The 19,664-nt window shown below is 45.2% G+C and carries 19 protein-coding genes; 4 read left to right on the top strand and 15 right to left on the bottom strand.

The genetic code is table 11. From position 1 onward, the window contains the following. The first annotated feature begins 81 nt into the window (after window positions 1-81). Window positions 82-555 (top strand): hypothetical protein, encoded by a 474-nt coding sequence (locus BN4_RS01760; protein ID WP_015413628.1) that lies wholly within the window; start codon window positions 82-84, stop codon window positions 553-555. A 22-nt stretch (window positions 556-577) separates the two neighbouring features. Next, window positions 578-1,084: a c-type cytochrome gene (locus tag BN4_RS01755; protein WP_015413627.1), complete on the top strand. Its 507-nt coding sequence runs from the start codon at window positions 578-580 to the stop codon at window positions 1,082-1,084. Window positions 1,085-1,091: 7 nt separating this feature from the next. On the opposite strand, the gene aat is transcribed toward BN4_RS01755, so the two are convergent. From aat to BN4_RS01735, 4 genes are all read right to left on the bottom strand, one after another. After that, window positions 1,092-1,778 (bottom strand): leucyl/phenylalanyl-tRNA--protein transferase, encoded by a 687-nt coding sequence (gene aat / locus BN4_RS01750; protein ID WP_015413626.1) that lies wholly within the window; start codon window positions 1,776-1,778, stop codon window positions 1,092-1,094. A gap of 155 nt (window positions 1,779-1,933) precedes the next feature. After that, complete coding sequence (clpA, locus tag BN4_RS01745) at window positions 1,934-4,249, bottom strand: ATP-dependent Clp protease ATP-binding subunit ClpA (RefSeq protein ID WP_083863130.1); 2,316 nt, start codon at window positions 4,247-4,249, stop codon at window positions 1,934-1,936. A gap of 9 nt (window positions 4,250-4,258) precedes the next feature. Beyond that, the gene (clpS, locus tag BN4_RS01740; protein WP_015413624.1) at window positions 4,259-4,573 is read right to left on the bottom strand and encodes an ATP-dependent Clp protease adapter ClpS; all 315 of its coding nucleotides are present in this window, start codon (window positions 4,571-4,573) and stop codon (window positions 4,259-4,261) included. A gap of 82 nt (window positions 4,574-4,655) precedes the next feature. Further along, window positions 4,656-5,252 (bottom strand): class IV adenylate cyclase, encoded by a 597-nt coding sequence (locus tag BN4_RS01735; protein ID WP_015413623.1) that lies wholly within the window; start codon window positions 5,250-5,252, stop codon window positions 4,656-4,658. A 48-nt stretch (window positions 5,253-5,300) separates the two neighbouring features. Between BN4_RS01735 and crcB the strand changes: the two genes are divergently transcribed. Together crcB and BN4_RS01725 are read left to right on the top strand one after the other, a co-directional pair. After that, window positions 5,301-5,675 carry a fluoride efflux transporter CrcB gene (gene crcB / locus BN4_RS01730; RefSeq protein ID WP_041720541.1) on the top strand — a complete coding sequence of 125 codons (375 nt, stop codon included), beginning with the start codon at window positions 5,301-5,303 and terminating at the stop codon, window positions 5,673-5,675. A gap of 20 nt (window positions 5,676-5,695) precedes the next feature. Further along, window positions 5,696-6,037 (top strand): DUF190 domain-containing protein, encoded by a 342-nt coding sequence (locus tag BN4_RS01725; RefSeq protein WP_015413621.1) that lies wholly within the window; start codon window positions 5,696-5,698, stop codon window positions 6,035-6,037. Window positions 6,038-6,084: 47 nt separating this feature from the next. On the opposite strand, the gene BN4_RS01720 is transcribed toward BN4_RS01725, so the two are convergent. The 11 genes from BN4_RS01720 to fbp all read right to left on the bottom strand — a co-directional run bounded on the left by BN4_RS01720 (window position 6,085) and on the right by fbp (window position 19,620). Continuing rightward, window positions 6,085-7,152, bottom strand: coding sequence for a protein-glutamate methylesterase/protein-glutamine glutaminase (locus BN4_RS01720; RefSeq protein WP_015413620.1), 1,068 nt, complete (start codon window positions 7,150-7,152; stop codon window positions 6,085-6,087). A 37-nt stretch (window positions 7,153-7,189) separates the two neighbouring features. Further along, window positions 7,190-9,394, bottom strand: coding sequence for a chemotaxis protein CheA (locus BN4_RS01715; RefSeq protein ID WP_015413619.1), 2,205 nt, complete (start codon window positions 9,392-9,394; stop codon window positions 7,190-7,192). A 131-nt stretch (window positions 9,395-9,525) separates the two neighbouring features. Continuing rightward, on the bottom strand, window positions 9,526-11,604 hold the full coding sequence (locus BN4_RS01710; protein WP_015413618.1) for a methyl-accepting chemotaxis protein: 2,079 nt from the start codon (window positions 11,602-11,604) through the stop codon (window positions 9,526-9,528). Between the two features lie 258 nt (window positions 11,605-11,862). Then, window positions 11,863-12,399, bottom strand: coding sequence for a DUF2062 domain-containing protein (locus BN4_RS01705; protein WP_015413617.1), 537 nt, complete (start codon window positions 12,397-12,399; stop codon window positions 11,863-11,865). A 3-nt stretch (window positions 12,400-12,402) separates the two neighbouring features. Continuing rightward, window positions 12,403-14,454, bottom strand: a complete 2,052-nt coding sequence (fusA, locus tag BN4_RS01700) for an elongation factor G (protein ID WP_015413616.1) — start codon at window positions 14,452-14,454, stop codon at window positions 12,403-12,405. Window position 14,455: 1 nt separating this feature from the next. Beyond that, complete coding sequence (locus BN4_RS01695; RefSeq protein ID WP_015413615.1) at window positions 14,456-15,337, bottom strand: hypothetical protein; 882 nt, start codon at window positions 15,335-15,337, stop codon at window positions 14,456-14,458. Between the two features lie 33 nt (window positions 15,338-15,370). Further along, window positions 15,371-16,099: an outer membrane protein assembly factor BamD gene (locus BN4_RS01690; RefSeq protein WP_015413614.1), complete on the bottom strand. Its 729-nt coding sequence runs from the start codon at window positions 16,097-16,099 to the stop codon at window positions 15,371-15,373. 8 nt (window positions 16,100-16,107) lie between these two features. Continuing rightward, window positions 16,108-17,028 (bottom strand): thioredoxin-disulfide reductase, encoded by a 921-nt coding sequence (gene trxB, locus BN4_RS01685; RefSeq protein ID WP_015413613.1) that lies wholly within the window; start codon window positions 17,026-17,028, stop codon window positions 16,108-16,110. A gap of 4 nt (window positions 17,029-17,032) precedes the next feature. Further along, on the bottom strand, window positions 17,033-17,353 hold the full coding sequence (gene trxA / locus BN4_RS01680) for a thioredoxin (RefSeq protein WP_015413612.1): 321 nt from the start codon (window positions 17,351-17,353) through the stop codon (window positions 17,033-17,035). Window positions 17,354-17,509: 156 nt separating this feature from the next. Next, on the bottom strand, window positions 17,510-18,589 hold the full coding sequence (tsaD, locus tag BN4_RS01675; RefSeq protein ID WP_015413611.1) for a tRNA (adenosine(37)-N6)-threonylcarbamoyltransferase complex transferase subunit TsaD: 1,080 nt from the start codon (window positions 18,587-18,589) through the stop codon (window positions 17,510-17,512). Then, window positions 18,589-19,620, bottom strand: a complete 1,032-nt coding sequence (gene fbp / locus BN4_RS01670; RefSeq protein ID WP_015413610.1) for a class 1 fructose-bisphosphatase — start codon at window positions 19,618-19,620, stop codon at window positions 18,589-18,591. Before fbp ends, tsaD begins: the two co-directional genes overlap by 1 nt. Window positions 19,621-19,664: the final 44 nt, after the last annotated feature.

Below are 19,664 nucleotides of genomic sequence, written 5' to 3'. Positions count from 1 at the left end.
ATTTCTGCTGAGTTGTGGAATTCAATTGAAAAACGTTATAAACAACTATATACTGTAATAATGACAGCTTGGAGGAACCAAATGAAAATAACCATTACAGAACCGAACTCAAAACCTCTGGCCCCCTACGCTCATTCCATTTCCATGGTCATCCGAAGTTTCAAAGGACGGCGAAATGTCGAGGTCCACCTCTTCCGGTCCAGTTGGAGCGCTTCCATGGAGGAGAGCATTGATTGGTCTCACACGCTATACACTCCAAAAACAGACATTCCAGTTTCGAAGAGTAGTCGAAATGTTGTTATGGAATCATTCACTCTTGATGAACGGAACCGTATTATAAACTATCTGAAAGAACAGTATTCCACAAGGCTTACAGCTATTCACTCCACCCCCCTATCCTTCCCTGTCCCAGACGGACTTATGGGGCTGTCGCAAGCTGTTCCGAATAAAAATCTCGGGGTTATAGAGTTCAAAAAAATTCCAAGTTATCCACTCAATATTCCACTCAAGGGATTATATGATCTCAGCAAACACCCGCCCCTTATCGAAGAATAAAAGAATAACACAAAGGTAAACCATGATTATTCGCTACCTGTGTGCCCTGGTCTTATTAACTTCCCTGCTTTTACCGTTAACAGCTTATGGAAACGAAAAAAACATCGACAAAAAAAAGATCCTTGCAGAAGCGACGACAGCCAATGGTGAATCAATTTTCTTACATGGGAAACACTCCCATGGAGCGCATATACCTTTTGATGGTGGTCCATACTGGCTTAGAAATAAAGGAGGAGGCTGCGCTGCTTGCCATGGCGTTCAAGGGCTTGGTGGCATCCAACCCGATTTCTGTTTTGTTGTCACCCCTCCCATCTCTTTTAAATATCTTGTCGAAGATGGCTACCCATTTGCCAGCCGACAAGACGGCTCACACCCTGCGTATACCATGAGAACCCTACAAGAGGCTCTCTACGAAGGACTGCGCCCCAATGGATATGAAATGGACTACTGCATGCCACGTTGGAAAATGTCAGATAATGACTTTCGGGACTTGCTCAGCTATCTTATAAGGCTTGATATCAAAGAATAACAGATGTTTACGAATCAAATACCCAGCGTCCTTCCTTTGTCGGTTGATTCATGGCTTCATGCAGCATGTCCAAAAAACGAAATCGCTGCATCTCTCTCGCTCCAAACCGTAAAAGATGCGCTGTTGTCTGTTGACAATCAATCAGAGTGAAGCCCCAAGCTCTTAACTGGTTGACCAGAACAACAAATGAAGCTTTCGAAGCATCTGGGATTTTGAAGAACATCGATTCACCAAAAAAAGCAGAACCAAGTGAAACGCCATAAAGTCCACCAACAAGAGAACCATCCTGCCATGCTTCTACACTATGGGCATATCCCAGTTCATGCAGCAGAGCATAAGCTTCAATCATTTCTTCAATGATCCATGTACCATCTTGATCTCCCCTCTTTGATGCCGCACATCCTTGAATGACCCCATCAAAATCCTGATCAAGGGTAAAGCTAAAGACATTCTTATTGAGAGCTCGCTTTAAACTCCGCGGTACATGAAGTTCTTCCGGCAACAAAATGAGTCTGGGATTGGTTGACCACCAAAGAATCGGAGAATCCTCAGCATACCAAGGGAAAATGCCATTTGCGTAAGCTGTCAGTACTCGTTGTGGAGATAAATCCCCTCCGACTGCCAGCAGACCATCAGGGTCTGCATCTTCCGGATCTGGAAAAACGGGGTCATCGAATAACCTGTAGATAGTCATTGAGGTCCTAAAAGCCCTCTCTACTCACCCAGCTTGAGAAGGCCACTACTGGAGAGGATCAGATAGTTCATGGAATCATACTTTAACCAACAACATTTTATAAAAAAACGGCTCGAAACGACAGGCGTTCCGAGCCGGACGACTGATGTGAATCACTATTGTTTTTTGGGAGTAGCTTCAAAAGCGAAGCTAAATTCTCCAGATTCCCCAACAAACGAAGCGGCCCTTCTCTTTTTCGATTTCTCAACGCAATCAACTGTTACGACTCCTCCTTTGGTCAATTCACCAAAGAGTAGTTCATCTGCAATAATATCCTTGATTTCCGTTTGAATAACCCGTCCCATAGGCCTTGCCCCCATAGTCGTATCATAACCAAGCTCGGCAAAACGGGTTCTCGCTTTATCTGTCAGTGTCACAACCACACGTCTGTCCTGCAATTGATCATTAAGTTCCTTTATGAATTTATCAACAATCAGTTCCATAACCGGTTGCTCAAGGGCCTTAAAGGTAATTATGGAGTCAAGACGATTCCTAAATTCAGGACTAAAGAGCTTTTCCAAAGCCTTCAGGGCATCTCCTGTACGGTCCGAATCCTGATTTCGAGTGAACCCTATAGCTCCTTTCGACATTTCTCGAGCACCTGCATTTGAGGTCATGAGCAATATAACATGACGAAAATCTGCCTTTCGCCCATTATTATCTGTCAACGTTGCATAATCCATAACCTGAAGGAGAATATTGAAAACATCAGGATGTGCTTTCTCGATCTCATCAAAAAGGACAACACAATGGGGTTTCTTACGAACTCCTTCCGTGAGCAGACCTCCCTGATCAAACCCGACATATCCGGGAGGGGCACCAATAAGACGTGCTACTGCGTGCTTCTCCATATACTCACTCATGTCAAACCGTAAAAAACCGATACCAAGCACCTGCGCCAGTTGGCGAGCAAGCTCTGTTTTTCCCACTCCAGTCGGCCCGGTTAACAGAAAACTCCCCACAGGACGCCCTATCTGTTTCATCCCAGCCCGAGAGCGTTTGATGGATTTTGACAAAGCCATAACCGCTTCATCCTGACCGAAAACAACAGCCTTCAAATCGTCCTGCAGGCTTTTAAGGCGAACCTTATCGGATACAGTTAAACGACGAGCAGGAATTCGAGCTATACGCGCAACGACTTTTTCAATGTCGGAAACTTTTATCCTATCCCCTTTGCGGGAACGACCAGACAATTTATACAGAGCACCAGCTTCATCCATGACATCAATAGCCTTGTCTGGCAGATGTCTGTCCATGATATGACGTTCTGCCAATTCTGCCGCGGCTTTCAACGAAAAGTGAGTATAATTGACTCCATGGAACTCTTCGTAGTGCGGTTGCAACCCCTTAAGTATTGCCACTGTCTCTTCAACCGAAGGTTCACTTATTTCTATTTTCTGAAAACGTCTGGAAAGTGCACGATCTTTTTCAAAGTGATTCTTATATTCCTCAAAGGTCGTGGATCCTATGCATCGGATTTCGCCGGACTGGAGCAGTGGTTTGAGAATATTGGATGCATCCATACTGCCGCCGCTGACTGAACCAGCACCAACAATCGTATGAATTTCATCCACAAAAAGAATGGCTTCACGATTAATCTTGAGCTGTGCCAAGACTCCCTTGAGTCGAGCTTCAAAATCCCCCCGATATTTGGTCCCTGCAAGCAATGACCCCATATCCAGAGCATAAATCTCAGCCTTGAGAAAATCTTTCGGTACGTGTCCTTCAACTATCATCAACGCCAGACCTTCAGCCATAGCGGTCTTACCAACGCCCGGATCACCAACAAAAATCGGATTATTCTTGCGCCGACGAGATAACACTTGAACAGTTCTCTCAAGTTCAGCGCTTCTTCCGATGAGCGGATCAATCAGTCCCTCGGCCGCCCGATCAGTCAGGTTGACAGTATATTCTTCAAGTGGACTTTTCTTATCAGCTGATTTGTCCAAAGGCGCACCCGGAACATGAGCTTCTCGATCTCCGAGGTCATTCCAATCGTCACCTGTAGACATTCCGTGAGAAATGAATTCAAGAATATCGAGACGCGAGACATCGTGTGTTCTCAAAAAATAGACTGCATATGAATCTTCTTCATCAAACATGGCAGCCAGAACATCTCCGACTTCCACTACGGTTTTCCCCGAAGCTTTTTTTTGCCATACGGCTCTTTGCAAAACCCGGCGAACTCCCAGAGTCTGGATAACCTCTGTTTCTGTCCCTTTGGGAAGAGCTTCCATGTTCTCGACAAAGAATCTCCCGAGTTGATCGCGGAGTTTCTCCATTTCTGCTCCACACGCTTCGAGAATTTCCTCTCCCTGTTCCTCGACGGAAATCGCATACAAAAGGTGCTCAAGTGTCAGAAATTCATGATTTCTTCGCTTCACCTCATTGACAGCTGAAGTCAATGCACTTTCCAATTCCTTACTGAGCATCGTCATATTTTATTCACCTTCCATGCTGCACTTGAGGGGATAGCCAGCACTTTTTGCCAGCCTGTGCACCAGGTCCACCTTGGTTTCTGCCACCTCAGCGGTGTAAATTCCACATATACCGTACCCTTGATTGTGTACGGACAGCATTATAGCTGTGGCCTGGTCTTCATTTTTTTTGAAAACACGGACGAGGACTTCAACAACAAAATCCATGGTCGTATAATCATCATTGTGCAGCAAGACCTTGTATTTTCGAGGTTCTTGAATCTCACGTTCATCAAGAAGCTCTGAGTCTAAGTGATCACCAGTAAAAGGGTCGCTCATATGCATTACTCTCCAACAGTCCTCTTTTTAATCCATATCAGCAAATATAAATTCGTTTTACCCATCTGTCGAGTGACGATGGCTAATCTTTCCCAATTTGTTTGTCGATGGCCTCTTTCTGTTCTTTCGTAAAGACAAAACTCTCCTCGTCTGCCAGGCCATTCTGTTTACGATATGCTACATTCAAGGCATGGTATGTCTGTTTTGAAGTCTTTGAATCTTGAATACCTAGCAATTTTGAGACTTGGAAAATATCATGTTCTTCTCCTTCTATCTCAACGAAAGACCCAAATGGCAATTCATCCAGACAAATTGCACATCGCATGAATCTCCACTTCTCTCTGACTTTTTCATACGAAAAAGAAATGAAAAAACCGAGAGTGTCCAAGATGGCAAGCATCGAATCAAAATCATCCACAGTTGTCTCAAGCTCTTCGACAACCTTCAACATGGAATCGATTATAACCTCTGGTGGTCGTTTCACCGTTAAAAGAACATCACTCCTTTTTTGACGAAGACGCAGGAGGATATTACTTTCCCGTAAAGACCGCTCTCTTGTATCAAAAACCAAATTTGTTTCAAAATATGGCCCAGAGCTTTCAGCCCCAAGCTCTCTCAACGCATTGCGTAACTTCTTAAAATCGACATTCAAATATTTTAATTCACACTCCAGTGCCATTGGCTTTCTCCCATTGAATTGATATGATGGCGCAAGGATAATAAAATGTTGACAAAAATACTCTTCCTTTCTGCAGGTGGTGCAGCTGGCACCCTTTCTCGATACTGGCTTTCAGGTGTAGCACAAAAATTGGCAGGAGGAAGTTTCCCCGCCGGAACCTTTGCTGTAAATATGCTGGGCTGTCTCTTCTTCGGCACTGTATGGGGATTCTTCGAAAACAGGCTCCTCCCGGGAAGTGAGATCCGCCTTTTAGCTCTCACTGGATTTATGGGAGCCTTTACCACCTTTTCAACATACATGTTTGAAACCGCAGAACTGGTCAAGCTGAGCCAAATAACAACAGCACTCTTTAATGTCGTCGGGCAAAGTCTTGTTGGACTATTCCTGGTTTTAACCGGCATCGCACTGGGTAGACTCATTTAAACACTATCGGCAGGAATGGCATGAAACTTTTGGAAAAAGCAGAACGCATAAGAATTTACACGGGCGAAGACGATAAAATTGAAGGCCGTCCACTGGCTAATGTTGTTGTTGAGCAGGCTCGCAAAATGGGACTTGCAGGAGCAACTGTTTTTCGTGGATTGGCAGGATTCGGTGCCAATAGTCGTATCCACACCAGTAAAATTCTCAGGTTGTCCGAAGATCTTCCCGTGGTCATTGAAATCATAGATCATCCGGACAGACTTGCTCCACTGCTGGCTTTTCTTGATGAATCAATCACTGAAGGAATGATCACGAAAGAACCTGTTCATGTCATTGTGTACAGACATTCACAAAAAATCTGACCAGAAAGCAGAATAGATGCCTCTCAAGAAAGGTCTCCCTCACAAAATCAGCCACAACTTTTGACGATTTCGCCTGCTATTTGCTGAAGTGGCATCACCTTGTGTACACCACCGTGCTTAATAGCCTCCTGTGGCATCCCGAAAACGACACATGTCGCTTCATCTTGAGCAATAGTGTATGCACCAGCATCGTAGAGTTCCTTCATACCCTTGGCACCATCATCTCCCATTCCTGTCATAATAGCGGCGACGACATTACCACCTCCATACCTCGCCCCCGAGCGAAATAAGACGTCAACAGATGGCCGATGCCTGGAAACAAGTGGTCCCGCCTTGACTTCGACATAATATTTAGAGCCACTTCGCTTGAGTAACATATGCTTGTCACCCGGAGCGATCAAAGCCTGCCCACGCAGCATGGGGTCTCCATCTTCAGCTTCTTTCACTGTAATCTGACAAATGGAGTTCAACCGATTTGCAAATGCTTTGGTGAAATGTTCAGGCATATGCTGGACTATCCCAATAGGAGGGCACCCTGGAGGCTGCATCTCAAGAAACACCTTAAGAGCTTCCGTTCCCCCAGTCGAGGCTCCCACGAGACATATCTTTTCCGTTGTCCCCATGGCTTGAGATTTTCCCATAGGTATGACCGCATCTGCATCAAGCTTGGGTGCAATCTTGATTGGCGTAATCGCACTGGCAGGTTTTGCTTTGGCCATTGCTGCGGCCTTGACCTTGTCAATGAGGCGAATGCTGGATTCTTCAAGAAATTTTTTTGTCCCGATTTTGGGCTTGGTGATAATTTCTACAGCACCAAGCTCCAGGGCTTTCAAACCGTTTCCTGTACCTTTCTCTGCAACAGATGAACAAATAACGACGGGAATAGGTTTCTGCTTCATTAACTTCTGCAAAAAAGTCAGGCCGTCCATACGCGGCATTTCGATATCCAGCGTTATGACATCTGGAACTTCTGTCTTGAGCCGCTGGGCCGCGACATACGGATCTGAGGCTGTTCCCATCACCTCGATATCAGGATCGGAACTCAATATATCTTCAAGAGTTTGCCTGACCACAGCAGAATCATCTACAATAAGAACTCGAATTTTCTTTGCCATTTATCAACGCCTCGTAAGTAACTAATGATGAAGCACGTTACTTGGATTCAGCCACAACACGACGAACCAAACTTGGTATATCCAAGATCAATGCAATGGAACCATCCCCTTTAATTGTGGCTCCGGAAATGCCCTCAACGTCCTTGTAAACTCGACTCAAACTCTTGATGACGGTCTGATGCTCACCGATGACTGTATCCACGACAATGCCAACCCGGCTCCCTTCGACTCCGGTTATCACAATCTGCTCAATGGGAGGGTTATCTCCCTCAATATCAAACCAATCACGAATATGGATATAGGGGACAATCTCCCCTCTCAGATGCAAAATTCGCTGTGCAGAATCACTCGCTTCTACTTCACTTCGAGAGAGTTCAACGCACTCTTCAACCAAGGATAAGGGAATAACATAATACTCATTTTCAACGCGAACCTGCAAACCATCTATAATGGCCAGAGTCAAAGGCAATCGAATCGTAATTGTCGTCCCTTGTCCCGGTTTGCTGTCAATATCGATAGTCCCCCGCAAAGAATCAATGGCACGTTTGACCACGTCCATCCCGACTCCCCTACCAGAGACATTTGTCACTTCTTTTGCTGTTGAGAAACCTGGCTCGAAAATGAGTTTTAGCAATTCTTTTTCTGTCAACTCGGTATCTCTCAGGATCAAACCGCGTTCGATGGCTTTCTCACGAATGGCTTCCGTACTCATCCCACGTCCATCATCCGTGATTCTAATCAGGACTTCACCACCGGAATGCTCGGCAGAAAGAAGAATCATCCCTTGAGATGGCTTACCTTGTGCCTGACGCTCCTCGGGGGTTTCAATTCCATGGTCAAGACTGTTTCTCAATAAATGGACCATAGGATCGCCAAGTCGCTCAATCACTGTTTTATCAAGCTCAGTGTCTTCTCCACTTGTCGACAGTCCAATCTCCTTGCCAAGCTCACCGGAAAGATCACGCACTAACCGTTTAAATTTGGAAAAGGAAGTGCCAATCGGCAACATGCGTATACCCAGAGTAGAATCTCGCAACTCATCACTCAAACGCTCCAGCTCCTCAGCCAGAGCAGTCATTTGCGGATCATTCCTCTCACTGACAACCTGAGATATCTGGGCCTGAACAATGACCAATTCACCAACAAGATCGACAAGAAAATCCAATTTGTCCGCAGCAACTCGAATAGAAGACATTGCTTCCTGACGTTTCTTATTGGCTTCTCTTTCCTTGACTTCTATTTGCTTTTGAACAGCTTTCTCAACCTTATCCGGCTCGATCTTTCCATCCTCTGCGAGAATCTGGCCCAATGGTTTCTGTTTTTGGAGAGCCTCTTGAACATCTCTTTCCGTCAATTCTCCAGAATCGATCAACAACTCTCCAAGCTTGGGAGGCGGAGTTTCAAGGGGTGTGCCAGCCCCTGTAGGCTGCAATGTTTTTGGGGGTGCAAGAGGAGAAGTCGGAACAATTTGCTCAGGAGATGTGGTAACTCCTTCCGCTTCCCCATTAAGAGAACTCGATAGAGACTCATTAAATTCACTTATTTCAATGGCCAAATCAGCATCAACAAAAAGAAATACATCATTGACATCATCCACGCCCACAGCAGTGTCAAGAGACAGTTCCCATTCACCTCCAAGTGGGTGTGTCCCATCTGAATCTTGAGGTCTGGAAACGATAGAAAATTCCCCAAGAGTTTCAAGCTCGTCGAAAACGGATTTAAGCATCGACTCATCAACATCTGAACCAGGTCTGGGGATCATCCTGATTTTATAGCGGACAGAATCAGAGGATTCGCCCCCCTCCTCTATGTCATCCGGTGAAACAAGAACTTCCGAACTTTCCACGAGCCTGGGCTCTTCAGCATCACCCATCCCTGAAATATCCTTCAAACCATCAAGGATTTCATCCCTCACAGGAGAATCTGCTGCCGCTTCACCGTCGAGCATAGACTTGATATAATCACGCGATTTGAGCCCAAGACCGCACAGAGCTGGTGAAACTTTCAGTTCACCATTTCTAACTATATCAAAAACAGTTTCAACTTCATGAGTGAATTCGGCAATATCCTCGAATCCAAACATGGACCCGGACCCTTTTATGGTATGCAGGGCACGAAAAATCTGATTAATCAAATCCATATCATCTGGATTTTCTTCCAACTCAAGCAAAGCGCCTTCAAGTTCTCCAAGGAGATCGTAAGCTTCTTCTCTGAATATCTGCCTGTTGAGATCGTCGGACATCCTCAATGCTCCTCAATGAATGCTAACTACCGTGATGTACATCTTGAAAAAACGCTCTCATATTCAATGCCATGATCACTATCACAGAAAAGAACACAAGTAGCCCATTATAAATTATAAACTGAAAAAGATCATGCTTTTCCGTAGAAGAGAATTTCTGCTCTGGCTGTATTTTCATCCAGTGGTTTGATTGCTATGGAAACCTTTTCTCCCTTGAAATCAGCCGCCCCCAGAAGCACCCCTTCAAAAAAATCGAAGAATCCACGACCAGACCTATAGTTTATAAACAACTCATCTCCTTTGTCTTCAAAAGTAAAGCTCGGCAGCCTGACCCCGTTATTTTTTGAAAGTAATTCCCCGTAAATATCATTCATTCTCAAATAAAAATTCTTCAAAGGTTCATCCTGGAAGTGCTGAGGGTACATTTCATGAAACTTTTTAATCGTAACTCGCCCAAGATCCAAGAAGAAATCCCTTACTGCAACTCCTTCCAAAGCTGAGAGCAACTCTGCCATTTCCATCATGACCGAATCTGAATAACTTTCCGTTGGCAGAAATGTCTTGATCCCCATCTCTTCTTGCAAACCATCATAGGCTTCAGCTCCATATGTTTGTCGAATAAAATCCTGAGTGATTATTGGAAGGACACCATTGAGCGTTGTTCCGGATTCCAGCAAGCGCCCTTCACCACCCCCGTGCATGAATTCATTTGCAACACCCAAAAGTTCCCGAGCCAGACCAGCCAAATCTCGTGTTGCTCCTGCTGCCTGATCTGCAGCTTCGTCAGAGTCACTCGCTATTTCAGCAATCTCATCAATACTTCTATTTATCAGCTCAGCAGCTGTCGACTGTTGCTCTGCGGCTGTCGCAATCTGAGAGACTCTTGCAACCATATTATCCATACTAGTGAGAATTTGCTGAAGAGCATCGCCTGCCAAATTAGACAAATCTGTACTTTCCAGAACGAGATGTTCTGTCGTTCGCATTGTGTCTGATGCATCATGTGACTGTTTTTGAATATTTTGAATAACTTCCGAAACATCTTTGGTTGCCAAAACTGTTTTTTCAGCCAATTTTCGGACTTCATCTGCTACCACAGCAAAGCCTCGCCCTGCTTCGCCAGCCCGCGCAGCCTCAATAGCAGCATTGAGAGCGAGCAAATTAGTTTGATCAGCTATCTCACTTATAGTGTTGATTATTTTCCCTATATCTCCAGCTTGAGAATCAAGTTCGGAAATTTGATGGCCCAACGTATCGGTGGATTCGGCGACCCCAGTAATCGCTGCAACAGCTTTGTTTACCATAGAAACACCTTGAGCAGCAGACTGTTGTGCGTCTTTCGCAGCATCACTTGTTGCCGCGGCATTCTGGGCAACATTAATAACAGTCCCTGTCATTTCTTCCATGGCTGAAGCGACTGCTTCCGTTTGACTACGCTGTTTTTTCGCTCCCTGAGCTTGATCATCCGCAGAGGCAGATAAAAGTTCCGTTGCTGATGCTAAATGTTCAGCAAGCCCGCTCAATGTTTCTCCTGCATGAATAATACGTTCTTGCTGCGTCGCCTGAGCCTGCTCTATCAACTCAGTCGTATCCACAAAAAAACCCACAGCTCCAATTTGATCATCAGAAGCAATCACCGGATTCACAAACATTTTGCCCTTAAGAGGTCTGCCATCCCACAGTTTCCGCTCAAGGGAAACTATGACCGATTGATGACTTTGGAGCGCTTTCTCAACCTCAGTTGGAACTGTTTCATTAAAGAAGGCCTGTGCAAAGGAAAAGCCAATCACCTGGGTAGGCGTTCTTTGCACAAGCGCCAAAGCAGGTGATCCAACCCAAATTATCCGCCCCATTTGATCAAAAATAAAAAGAGGGCTCCCAATATTCTTCAAAGATTCTTCATAAAAAGATATGGCCTTTTGCTTTTCTCGCAAAACCGAAGCCAAGGAACAAACTGACTTTTCAAAATTTGTGGTAGGTTCAAAACAAATTTTTTTTTCCAAAAAGGACGGCTCGACTAGCTCATCAAGAACCTTGTAAAATTTCTTTTGCGAGGCCCGTATATAAATCATCCCACCCACTATAATGATAAATGAGACAATTACTGCCCCGCTAAAAGCCCCCCCATTCCCCACAACAAAAGCCAAGCCAAAGACCCCACATAAAAAAAACCAAAAAACCAGAAGCAACCAGTGAGATTTGATCTTCATCAACTTAACTCCATTGGTTTTATGATTAAGCCAGCATAATATTGATAAAAAACAGGGATTACTAAGTAAGTAATTACTCCCTATTATTGGGAAAAGCAATCAAGTGAGATGAATACGGCGGGAATCTCTCTGATTAGATTTGTTATTCATGATTCCAAATACCGTCGAGCCTCAGCGTAAATGAGGTACGCTGAGGCTCGACGGTCAATTCTTTATTGATTTAAAATAGGTAAAAGCACATCAAAAAGACGTGGTGGATCAGTTACCAGTTCTCTTTCTGAGTTGTTTGATCGCGCGGCGCTTCCGATAACGCCTGATTATATATAATGAGAAAAAATATGTTATTATTGTAGCTGGAACCCCAAAAGCCAAACCGCCGACAAACATGATCAGAAAAACATCCCATCCCGCAGAGATCATCTTTGCCATTTCCAGATTCTGTGGATCGAACACAACATTACTAAAAGAAGTGACCGAATTCCCCACCTTAAAAAGGAAGTAATAAAAGGGAACCATTGTCGCAGCGTTGGAATAACACGTCGCAAGCCACGCTGCCAGCTTATTGACTCTGAAGAGAAATGCCAACGCAATAACAACAATCGACTGGAAGGGAATTATTGGCATGGCTCCGATGAACATACCAAGGGCCATGGCAGCAGCCAAATTCTTCGGCGAAGAATTTTGACGCATCAGGCGTAAATACCAGTATTTAAACCACCTCTTGGAACCAATCAGCCAGTCTTTCTTGTCTCTACTTTTTCCCTCTTCAAGAGAATGTCGACGGAGGTCACTCACTCACTACTCCAAAACATCAAACCGATGAAATTTCATGATAAAACCAGCTCGGCCCTGCGTCGCTGAACGCAATTCGGTCGAAAACCCAAACAAACTTTCCAATGGCGCAAGACCCTGTACAATCTTATGACCAGCCTTATCAAGCATGTTTTCTATTTTTGCCCCAAGAGAGCCCAGAAGCCCCACAACTTCTCCCACAAAATTCTCCGGCACATTAACTTCAATCCACATAATCGGTTCCATCAGCTTGGGAGATGCCAAAGACAGAGCCTGTTTGAGAGCTCCTGCAGATGCCATACGATAGCCGACGGGAGTTGATTGACCGTCTATCCGTTCCATTCCAAGAACCCGTACCCGTATATCCTGCACAGGATAGCCTCGGACAGTGCCACTTTGAAGACCATCAGAAATACCATCCTCTACAGCTTCAACCCAAGTATCAGGCCATTCATCATAAGCGAATTCAAACGAAATCTTACATCCCTGCCCGCGCTCTCGTGGCTCCACTGAAAGCAAGACCTTACCATAGTGCATGGCATCACCCAGTTCTCTATGGAATTCCCCACTGCCCTGAGCCTTGGTCATAACAGTTTCCTGATAAACAACTTGAGGCTTTCCAGCCCTTGGTTCCAATTTATATTCGCGCTTTAATCTTTCCAAAACGACAATGAGATGAAGCTCACCCATCCCTGATAGAATAATCTGATCGGTATCACCGTCGCGTTTCAAGTTCAGAGTCGGGTCTTCCAAAAGATATTTTTCAAGCGCTTCATCAAGCTTCTCTGCCTCTTCAGAGTTTCGTGGCTCTATCGCAAGTGAAATAACGGGCTTATAATCGGCAATCTGTTCTAAAAGAAGAGGGGATTCCTCAGAGCAGAGAGTATCCCCAGTCCGCGCAAATTTCATTCCCGTTGCACCAATCATATCACCTGCATAAGCCACATCTATTTTTTCCTTTCGTCCAGCATGAAGACGAAATAGACGGGCGACACGTTCAGACTTCCCCTGTGTCACATTATAGACTGGTACTGTCGTCGTGATCTTTCCTGAATAAAGCCGCATCATGGCCAACTTACGCCCTGAGTCCATGACCACTTTAAACACAAGGGCAGAAAGCGGTTCTTTATGAGAGACCTTAAAAGCACTCTTTTTTCTGGATGTTGGATCAATTCCCATAGCAGGGGGGACATCAAGCGGGCTTGGAAGGTAATCGCAGACAGCATCCAACACCGGCTGCACGCCAATATTTTTGAGTGCCGAACCAACTAAAACCGGCACAAAACGCCTTTCAAGCGTTCCCTTGCGAAGAGCTGAACGTATTTTCGCAGGTGGTATATCTTCCCCACCCAGATATAATTCCAAAATTTCTTCATCCTCATCCGAAGCAACTTCAAGAAGTCGTTCTCTCCAAGGAGCAAGTCTGTCAATCTCGTCTTCACTGAGTTCAACCGATTCAAAGATCTCCCCATTTGACTCAGCATCAAACTCAAGTCGTTTCATTGAAACAAGATCAAAGACCCCTTTGAAATCAACCCCTTCTCCATCCGGGAACTGAATGGGGAGAGCCAAGGCCCCCAGCTTCTCAGTTATAGAATTGACAACCCCTTCAAAGCAAGCACCGAGACGATCCATTTTATTGACAAAAACTATTTTTGGCACATGATAGGCTTCACTTTGCCTCCACACTGTTTCCGATTGTGGCTCTACTCCGCTTACACCACAAAAGACACCAACGGCACCATCTAAAACCCTCAGAGAACGCTCAACTTCAATGGTAAAATCAACATGCCCAGGAGTATCAATGATATTAATCATGCACGGGTCCCATTGGCATGATGTTACCGCAGAAGTGATCGTAATCCCTCGCTCCTGTTCCTCTGGCATATAGTCCATGGTGGCTGTCCCTTCATGAACCTCCCCAATCCTATGTATCTTCCCTGAATAATACAATATCCTCTCTGAGAGAGTAGTTTTTCCCGCATCAATATGAGCGATAATCCCTATATTGCGAAGATTCTGCAAAGCTTTCGCAGAAGGAGCATTGCTTTTGCCCATATTAGCCTCCGAGGGTCCAGGCTGTAGTATGAAATTGGAAGTGTTCAGGGTGTAGATCAGGCCAAATCCAACACCCCTCCTGCCCAGGACCAAGAATCAACTTTGCCCGGTTGAGGGCATCGGGAAGTCGGGCATCGGGAAGGTAAGCGACATCAATAAGAGCATTGAGACAATCACCAAAATCGGCACCTTCATATGAAAAATTATCAGTGGGCATCTCACACTCAGCACCAAAGACACTAAAAATGATATCGGGATGAATGAAAGCGAGGGTTTCCAGATCAAATGGAGCAGTCTTATCCATCCAAACGGTGGCAGCTCGACTAAACCGGGGGCGCCAAAAAGAAAGACGAGATGCAGCCTGAAGCTCGGAAGATTTGATCACAGCGGCTTTAGGCCCAAGAACCGTCACGGCTCCGGTATGGTTTGAATCTCTCAACTCATTGAACAAACGACGGACTTGGACATCCGTCATATCAACCACCAGTTCCTGCCCCGCCAATTCAAGTCCGGTTAAAAGAGCTTCGCGCCAGGGAGGTTGTGCTGAAACACGAATTGCCAGAACATTTTTGACCCCACCTGCAAGTGCCGGCACCAAAGCTGCCAACAATCGGGCGGGAGATTGAAGACTACCATCAAAAAGGACAACAGCAAAATCGACGACCTCATAGGCAGTTCTGGTTTTAAAGCCCGCATCCCAAATTCTGGTCACATGGCCGGAAGTGTCTTTGCGCGGGCCATACCAGTCAAACAGGCGGGCAATGGCGGTTTTCATCCAAGCCCGCTGAGTATCGGCAATACCATCGTATGCCTGAGCAAAGAGTTCATCCGCGGGAATGAAGTCATTTATCCAGTCTGGAAAAGAAAAAGATGTATGTTTCATAATATAAAAAGGCGGTCGAAGACCGCCTGTGTTTTATAGCCACTCCTTAAGCCAGAGCTTCCAACTTCCTTGAATACGCAAACGTTCCTCTTCCGAGATCGTCTTTTGATACTCAAAATATGAATACTCTGCCCTTTTTCTGGCATAATCCCGCAAATCTTTAATGTCTGAAAAATTTTCAACAACATACTGATACCGATGCCATGCTGGGCCATATTGTTCAGTACGCCAAAAGAAATCCGCAATATAAACTTCATGCTCTGCGAGTATTCTTCGACTCTGCACAATCAACTCGCGCGCGGTCTTCGCGTATTTTGAGTCAGGATAAGTTTCTTCTAGACGATAAAAATACTCTAGTCCTTCCTTGATATTTTCCTGACGCCTATCAATTGATTTGAATAAATTATAGTTACCTTTTCCAATCTGGAAAAGAACATATGGGATTTCTGAGTTGCTGGGATGAAGAGCCTCAAACTCTTTATATGCATCCAAAGAGAGTTGATATTTTTCATCAAGAAAATAGGCATCACCCAAAGCCAATTCGGCCTTCAGGGCATATGGACTGAACGGGAAACGATCTTTAAGATTCGTAAAATACCCTTGCGCTGTGCTAAATTCTTTTTCCCCCATGGATTCCATACCGGCCTCATAGAGTTCCTGTGCAGTATCATCTGGAGGAGGAAGAAAAAATTTATCAATCAGTGCACAACCAGACACGAGACAAAGCACGAGTATGGACACAAAAACGCGCGATGAACGCATGCGGACTCCTAAATACCGAACTGTTGGAGGTATGTGAACGCGGCATTAGCCGCAGTTGCACCATCCCCAACAGCGGATGCAACCTGACGGCACAGTTTTGAACGGATATCACCAGCTGCGAAAACCCCAGGAATATTCGTCCGCATTTCCACGTCTGTTATGATACCATTTTTATCCCGCTCGACTTCCACTGGGACAAAATCCATAATAGGTTCAAAACCGACAAAAACAAATGCCGCATCAATCTTCAAATGTGAGCTTTCTTTGCTCTTCACATTGCATAAGGCCAAGGATTCAACCTCATCAGCCCCCTCAATCTCATTGACGACGGTATTACGGACAACCTCGATTTTTTCATGATTAAGGCACTTGTCCTGATAACAAAGAAGACCACGAAAAGCGTCGCGTCGATGAATGAGATACACCTTGTTGACCAACCGAGCCAAATACAAGGCTTCTTCCAAGGCGGAGTTTCCTCCCCCGATAACAGCAACATCTTGACCACGAAAGAAATTCCCATCGCATAAGGCGCAATAAGAAACGCCTTTCCCAAGCAATCGCTCTTCTCCTGGAATCCCAAGCTTACGATACCGAGAACCGGTTGCGAGAATGATCATTTTTGTCTGGACTACCTGCTCGCCGACATGAATGGTATGAAGCGATGTGCCGAGTTCAATAGAACGGACCTCATCATTAATACGATCCAATTCATCATTCTCGATATGCGCTGCAAACTTATCTGCCAGCTCCCAACCCTGAAGTCCCTCAGGAAAACCAGGATAATTCTCAATCTCCGCCGTCATGAGGACCTGCCCCCCAGGGGCAAGTTTTTCAATCATGGCTGTCTTGACACCAGCCCTCAAAAGATAAAGGGCAGCCGTCATTCCTGCCGGCCCCCCTCCAATGACTACAGCGTCATATGATTTCATGTAACTACAGCGCCTTCTTGGTAATCATTTCCTTGATGCTGCTCTTGGAGACAGCCCCGGTAGACTGATCAACCACTTCTCCATCCTTGAACAAGATCAAAGTCGGAATGGCACGAATACCGTACTTACCCGGAGTAGCGGAGTTCTCATCCACATTCATTTTTACAATCTTCACCTGATCCGCATATTCCTCAGACAATTCATCAATAACAGGTCCCATTGCACGGCAAGGGCCGCACCAAGGAGCCCAGAAATCAATAAGGACAGGGATTTCACTCTGCAGAACTTCCTGATCAAAAGTACCGTCCGTAATCTGATGTGCCATTTGAATCTCCTTTTCCGGCTCCCAGCCGTCGTATTATCGTAGTATTTATTCGATGTTTCCAGACTCGCGGAAAACATCATATGTTCAATAGATTTATTTAAAATAGGTTCCTACACACTCGGCTGTCAAGAACAGCTAACGTATTTATTACCCTGCTCAGACGCTTTTGCCAACCTTCCAATCCATTGGGACAACCTGCCCTCTCGGGATAGCTTCGATATCAAGGCCATGACTGTATCCGGCTTCGATCAAAAGAGAACCAGCATAGGCAACCATGGCTCCATTATCTGTACATAAATCAAGCTCCGGCAATGTCAACTGAAGTGATTTTTTAACAGCAAACTCCTGCATGGTATTTCGAAGCCTTGTATTGGCGGCAACACCTCCAGCAATGACCAGGCTCTTCACTCTTCTCGTTTGCTGCAAAGCGCGCTCAACCTTTATTTTCAAAGTTTCGACGACGCTCCAATTGAAGGAAGCACAGACCGTTGCCAAATTATGTCTTTCATTACTAGATAAAGCTTCGATAGCGTCAGTGTCGGCCATTTCTGAAAATATCAATTCTGGGTGAGAAGCAACATATTGAGCGACGGCAGTTTTCAACCCACTAAAGCTGAAATCAAGACTTGAGTTGTCAATATAGGGACGAGGAAAGAGACGTGTATCCGGCTCTGCCTCATGACCCAGCATATCAATAAAACGACCACCAGGATAAGGAAAATTCAAAAGTTTCGCGACCTTATCAAATGCCTCTCCAGCTGCGTCGTCCAGTGTCCGACCGAGCAACTCGAATTCGATCGGTGAGGATATCAAATAGGTATGAGTGTGCCCCCCGGAGACCAAAAGCCCTAACGCTGGAAAAGCAAGCTCTTCAACGAGTCCTGGTGCCAACAGATGCGCCCAAAGATGATTAACACCAATAAGTGTCGCCCCTGTAGCCAAACTTAATCCCTTGGCAAAACTCACACCCACGAGGAGGCTCCCAAGCAACCCTGGCCCCCTGGCAACGGCGACATTATCAATATCGCTTGCCAGAATACCGGTTTCAACGAGAAGCTCCTGGAAAAGACACGGCAAGACACGCAAATGCTCACGTGAGGCTATTTCCGGCACCACCCCACCAAAGAGCGCATGGACATCTATCTGTGTGGCCAATTTCTCACAGAGAAGTTTCCCATCCTCAACTAAAGCAACTGCTGTCTCATCACATGATGTTTCAATTCCAAGCGTCAGCATTACTTTTTCTTTTTTCTCCGGGCTTCGGCTTCAAAAATCTCTTGGACAACTTGAACATCTTTGGCTGAACCACAAAAAAATGGAGCACGTTGGTGCAAATGCTCAGGCTCAATGTCCAGAATCCGTTTCAATCCATCGATAGCCAAGCCACCGGCCTTTTCAACAATAAAAGCCATAGGATTGCATTCACAGGTCAACCGCAGCTTACCCCATGGTTTTTTAGGATCTCTCAAATCTGCGGGGTACATGAAAATACCACCGTACAACAAGTTACGGTGAAAATCTGCGACAAGAGAGCCGATGTACCGCCCACTATACGGCTTTCTCAAGGCGTTTTTTGGTGATTTGAAATATGACAGAGCTTTTTTCGTATCCCTATCCCAATAACGTTCATATCCTTCATTCACAGAATATATTTTACCTTGCTCAGGTATACGAATATTCGGGTGAGACAAAATGAATTCGCCCACACTGGGATCAAGTGTAAAACCGTGTACTCCGTCACCAGTAGAAAAAATCAACATGGTTGAAGAGCCGTAGAGTATATACCCGGCAGCAACCTGTTCGCTCCCCTTTTGCAAAACATCACTCGAAAGCAAAGCTGCATCCGAATTGGATCGACGTTTGAAAATTGAAAAAATCGTCCCAATATTGACATTCACATCAATATTGGATGAGCCATCAAGTGGATCAAAAATTATAATATAATCTCCACGCGGAAAATTCTCCGGAACCTCTATAATATCAGCGTTTTCTTCAGAGGCCATAGCACAGAGCACACCTGAACGCGAAAGTCGGTGAATCAGAATTCGATTCGCATATTCATCGAGTTTTTTGACTTCTTCGCCTTGTACATTAATATCACCGGTAAAGCCCAGCACATCGACAAGGCCTGCTTTGTTCACTGCACGCGCAATAATTTTAGCCGAGAGAACCAATTCATTAAAAAGGCGTGTAAACTGCCCAGTTGCTCCTGGTATCATTTTTTGATGCAGGAGAATATGCTCTGTAACCGTTACTTGCTGTGACATTCCTTCTTCCTTTACCCGTGTTAGTATGAATCAGAAATGGAAAA

It is taken from the genome of Pseudodesulfovibrio piezophilus C1TLV30 (genome assembly GCF_000341895.1).
Lineage (GTDB): Bacteria > Desulfobacterota > Desulfovibrionia > Desulfovibrionales > Desulfovibrionaceae > Pseudodesulfovibrio > Pseudodesulfovibrio piezophilus.
Note: the sequence above shows the minus strand (reverse complement) of the source record. Positions and strands in the feature narration are given on the sequence as shown.

Excerpts from the sequence above, each read along its gene's own strand:
- BN4_RS01760 (WP_015413628.1), top strand. The coding sequence starts at position 82 with ATGAAAATAACCATTACAGAACCGAACTCAAAACCTCTGGCCCCCTAC.
- BN4_RS01690 (WP_015413614.1), bottom strand. The coding sequence starts at position 16,099 with ATGCGTTCATCGCGCGTTTTTGTGTCCATACTCGTGCTTTGTCTCGTG.
- fusA (WP_015413616.1), bottom strand. The coding sequence starts at position 14,454 with ATGGGCAAAAGCAATGCTCCTTCTGCGAAAGCTTTGCAGAATCTTCGC.
- BN4_RS01735 (WP_015413623.1), bottom strand. The coding sequence starts at position 5,252 with ATGGCACTGGAGTGTGAATTAAAATATTTGAATGTCGATTTTAAGAAG.
- BN4_RS01710 (WP_015413618.1), bottom strand. The coding sequence starts at position 11,604 with ATGAAGATCAAATCTCACTGGTTGCTTCTGGTTTTTTGGTTTTTTTTA.
- BN4_RS01695 (WP_015413615.1), bottom strand. The coding sequence starts at position 15,337 with ATGAAACATACATCTTTTTCTTTTCCAGACTGGATAAATGACTTCATT.
- fbp (WP_015413610.1), bottom strand. The coding sequence starts at position 19,620 with ATGTCACAGCAAGTAACGGTTACAGAGCATATTCTCCTGCATCAAAAA.
- aat (WP_015413626.1), bottom strand. The coding sequence starts at position 1,778 with ATGACTATCTACAGGTTATTCGATGACCCCGTTTTTCCAGATCCGGAA.
- BN4_RS01720 (WP_015413620.1), bottom strand. The coding sequence starts at position 7,152 with ATGGCAAAGAAAATTCGAGTTCTTATTGTAGATGATTCTGCTGTGGTC.
- tsaD (WP_015413611.1), bottom strand. The coding sequence starts at position 18,589 with ATGCTGACGCTTGGAATTGAAACATCATGTGATGAGACAGCAGTTGCT.
- clpA (WP_083863130.1), bottom strand. The coding sequence starts at position 4,249 with ATGCTCAGTAAGGAATTGGAAAGTGCATTGACTTCAGCTGTCAATGAG.
- BN4_RS01715 (WP_015413619.1), bottom strand. The coding sequence starts at position 9,394 with ATGTCCGACGATCTCAACAGGCAGATATTCAGAGAAGAAGCTTACGAT.
- trxB (WP_015413613.1), bottom strand. The coding sequence starts at position 17,028 with ATGAAATCATATGACGCTGTAGTCATTGGAGGGGGGCCGGCAGGAATG.
- BN4_RS01725 (WP_015413621.1), top strand. The coding sequence starts at position 5,696 with ATGAAACTTTTGGAAAAAGCAGAACGCATAAGAATTTACACGGGCGAA.
- BN4_RS01755 (WP_015413627.1), top strand. The coding sequence starts at position 578 with ATGATTATTCGCTACCTGTGTGCCCTGGTCTTATTAACTTCCCTGCTT.
- clpS (WP_015413624.1), bottom strand. The coding sequence starts at position 4,573 with ATGAGCGACCCTTTTACTGGTGATCACTTAGACTCAGAGCTTCTTGAT.
- trxA (WP_015413612.1), bottom strand. The coding sequence starts at position 17,353 with ATGGCACATCAGATTACGGACGGTACTTTTGATCAGGAAGTTCTGCAG.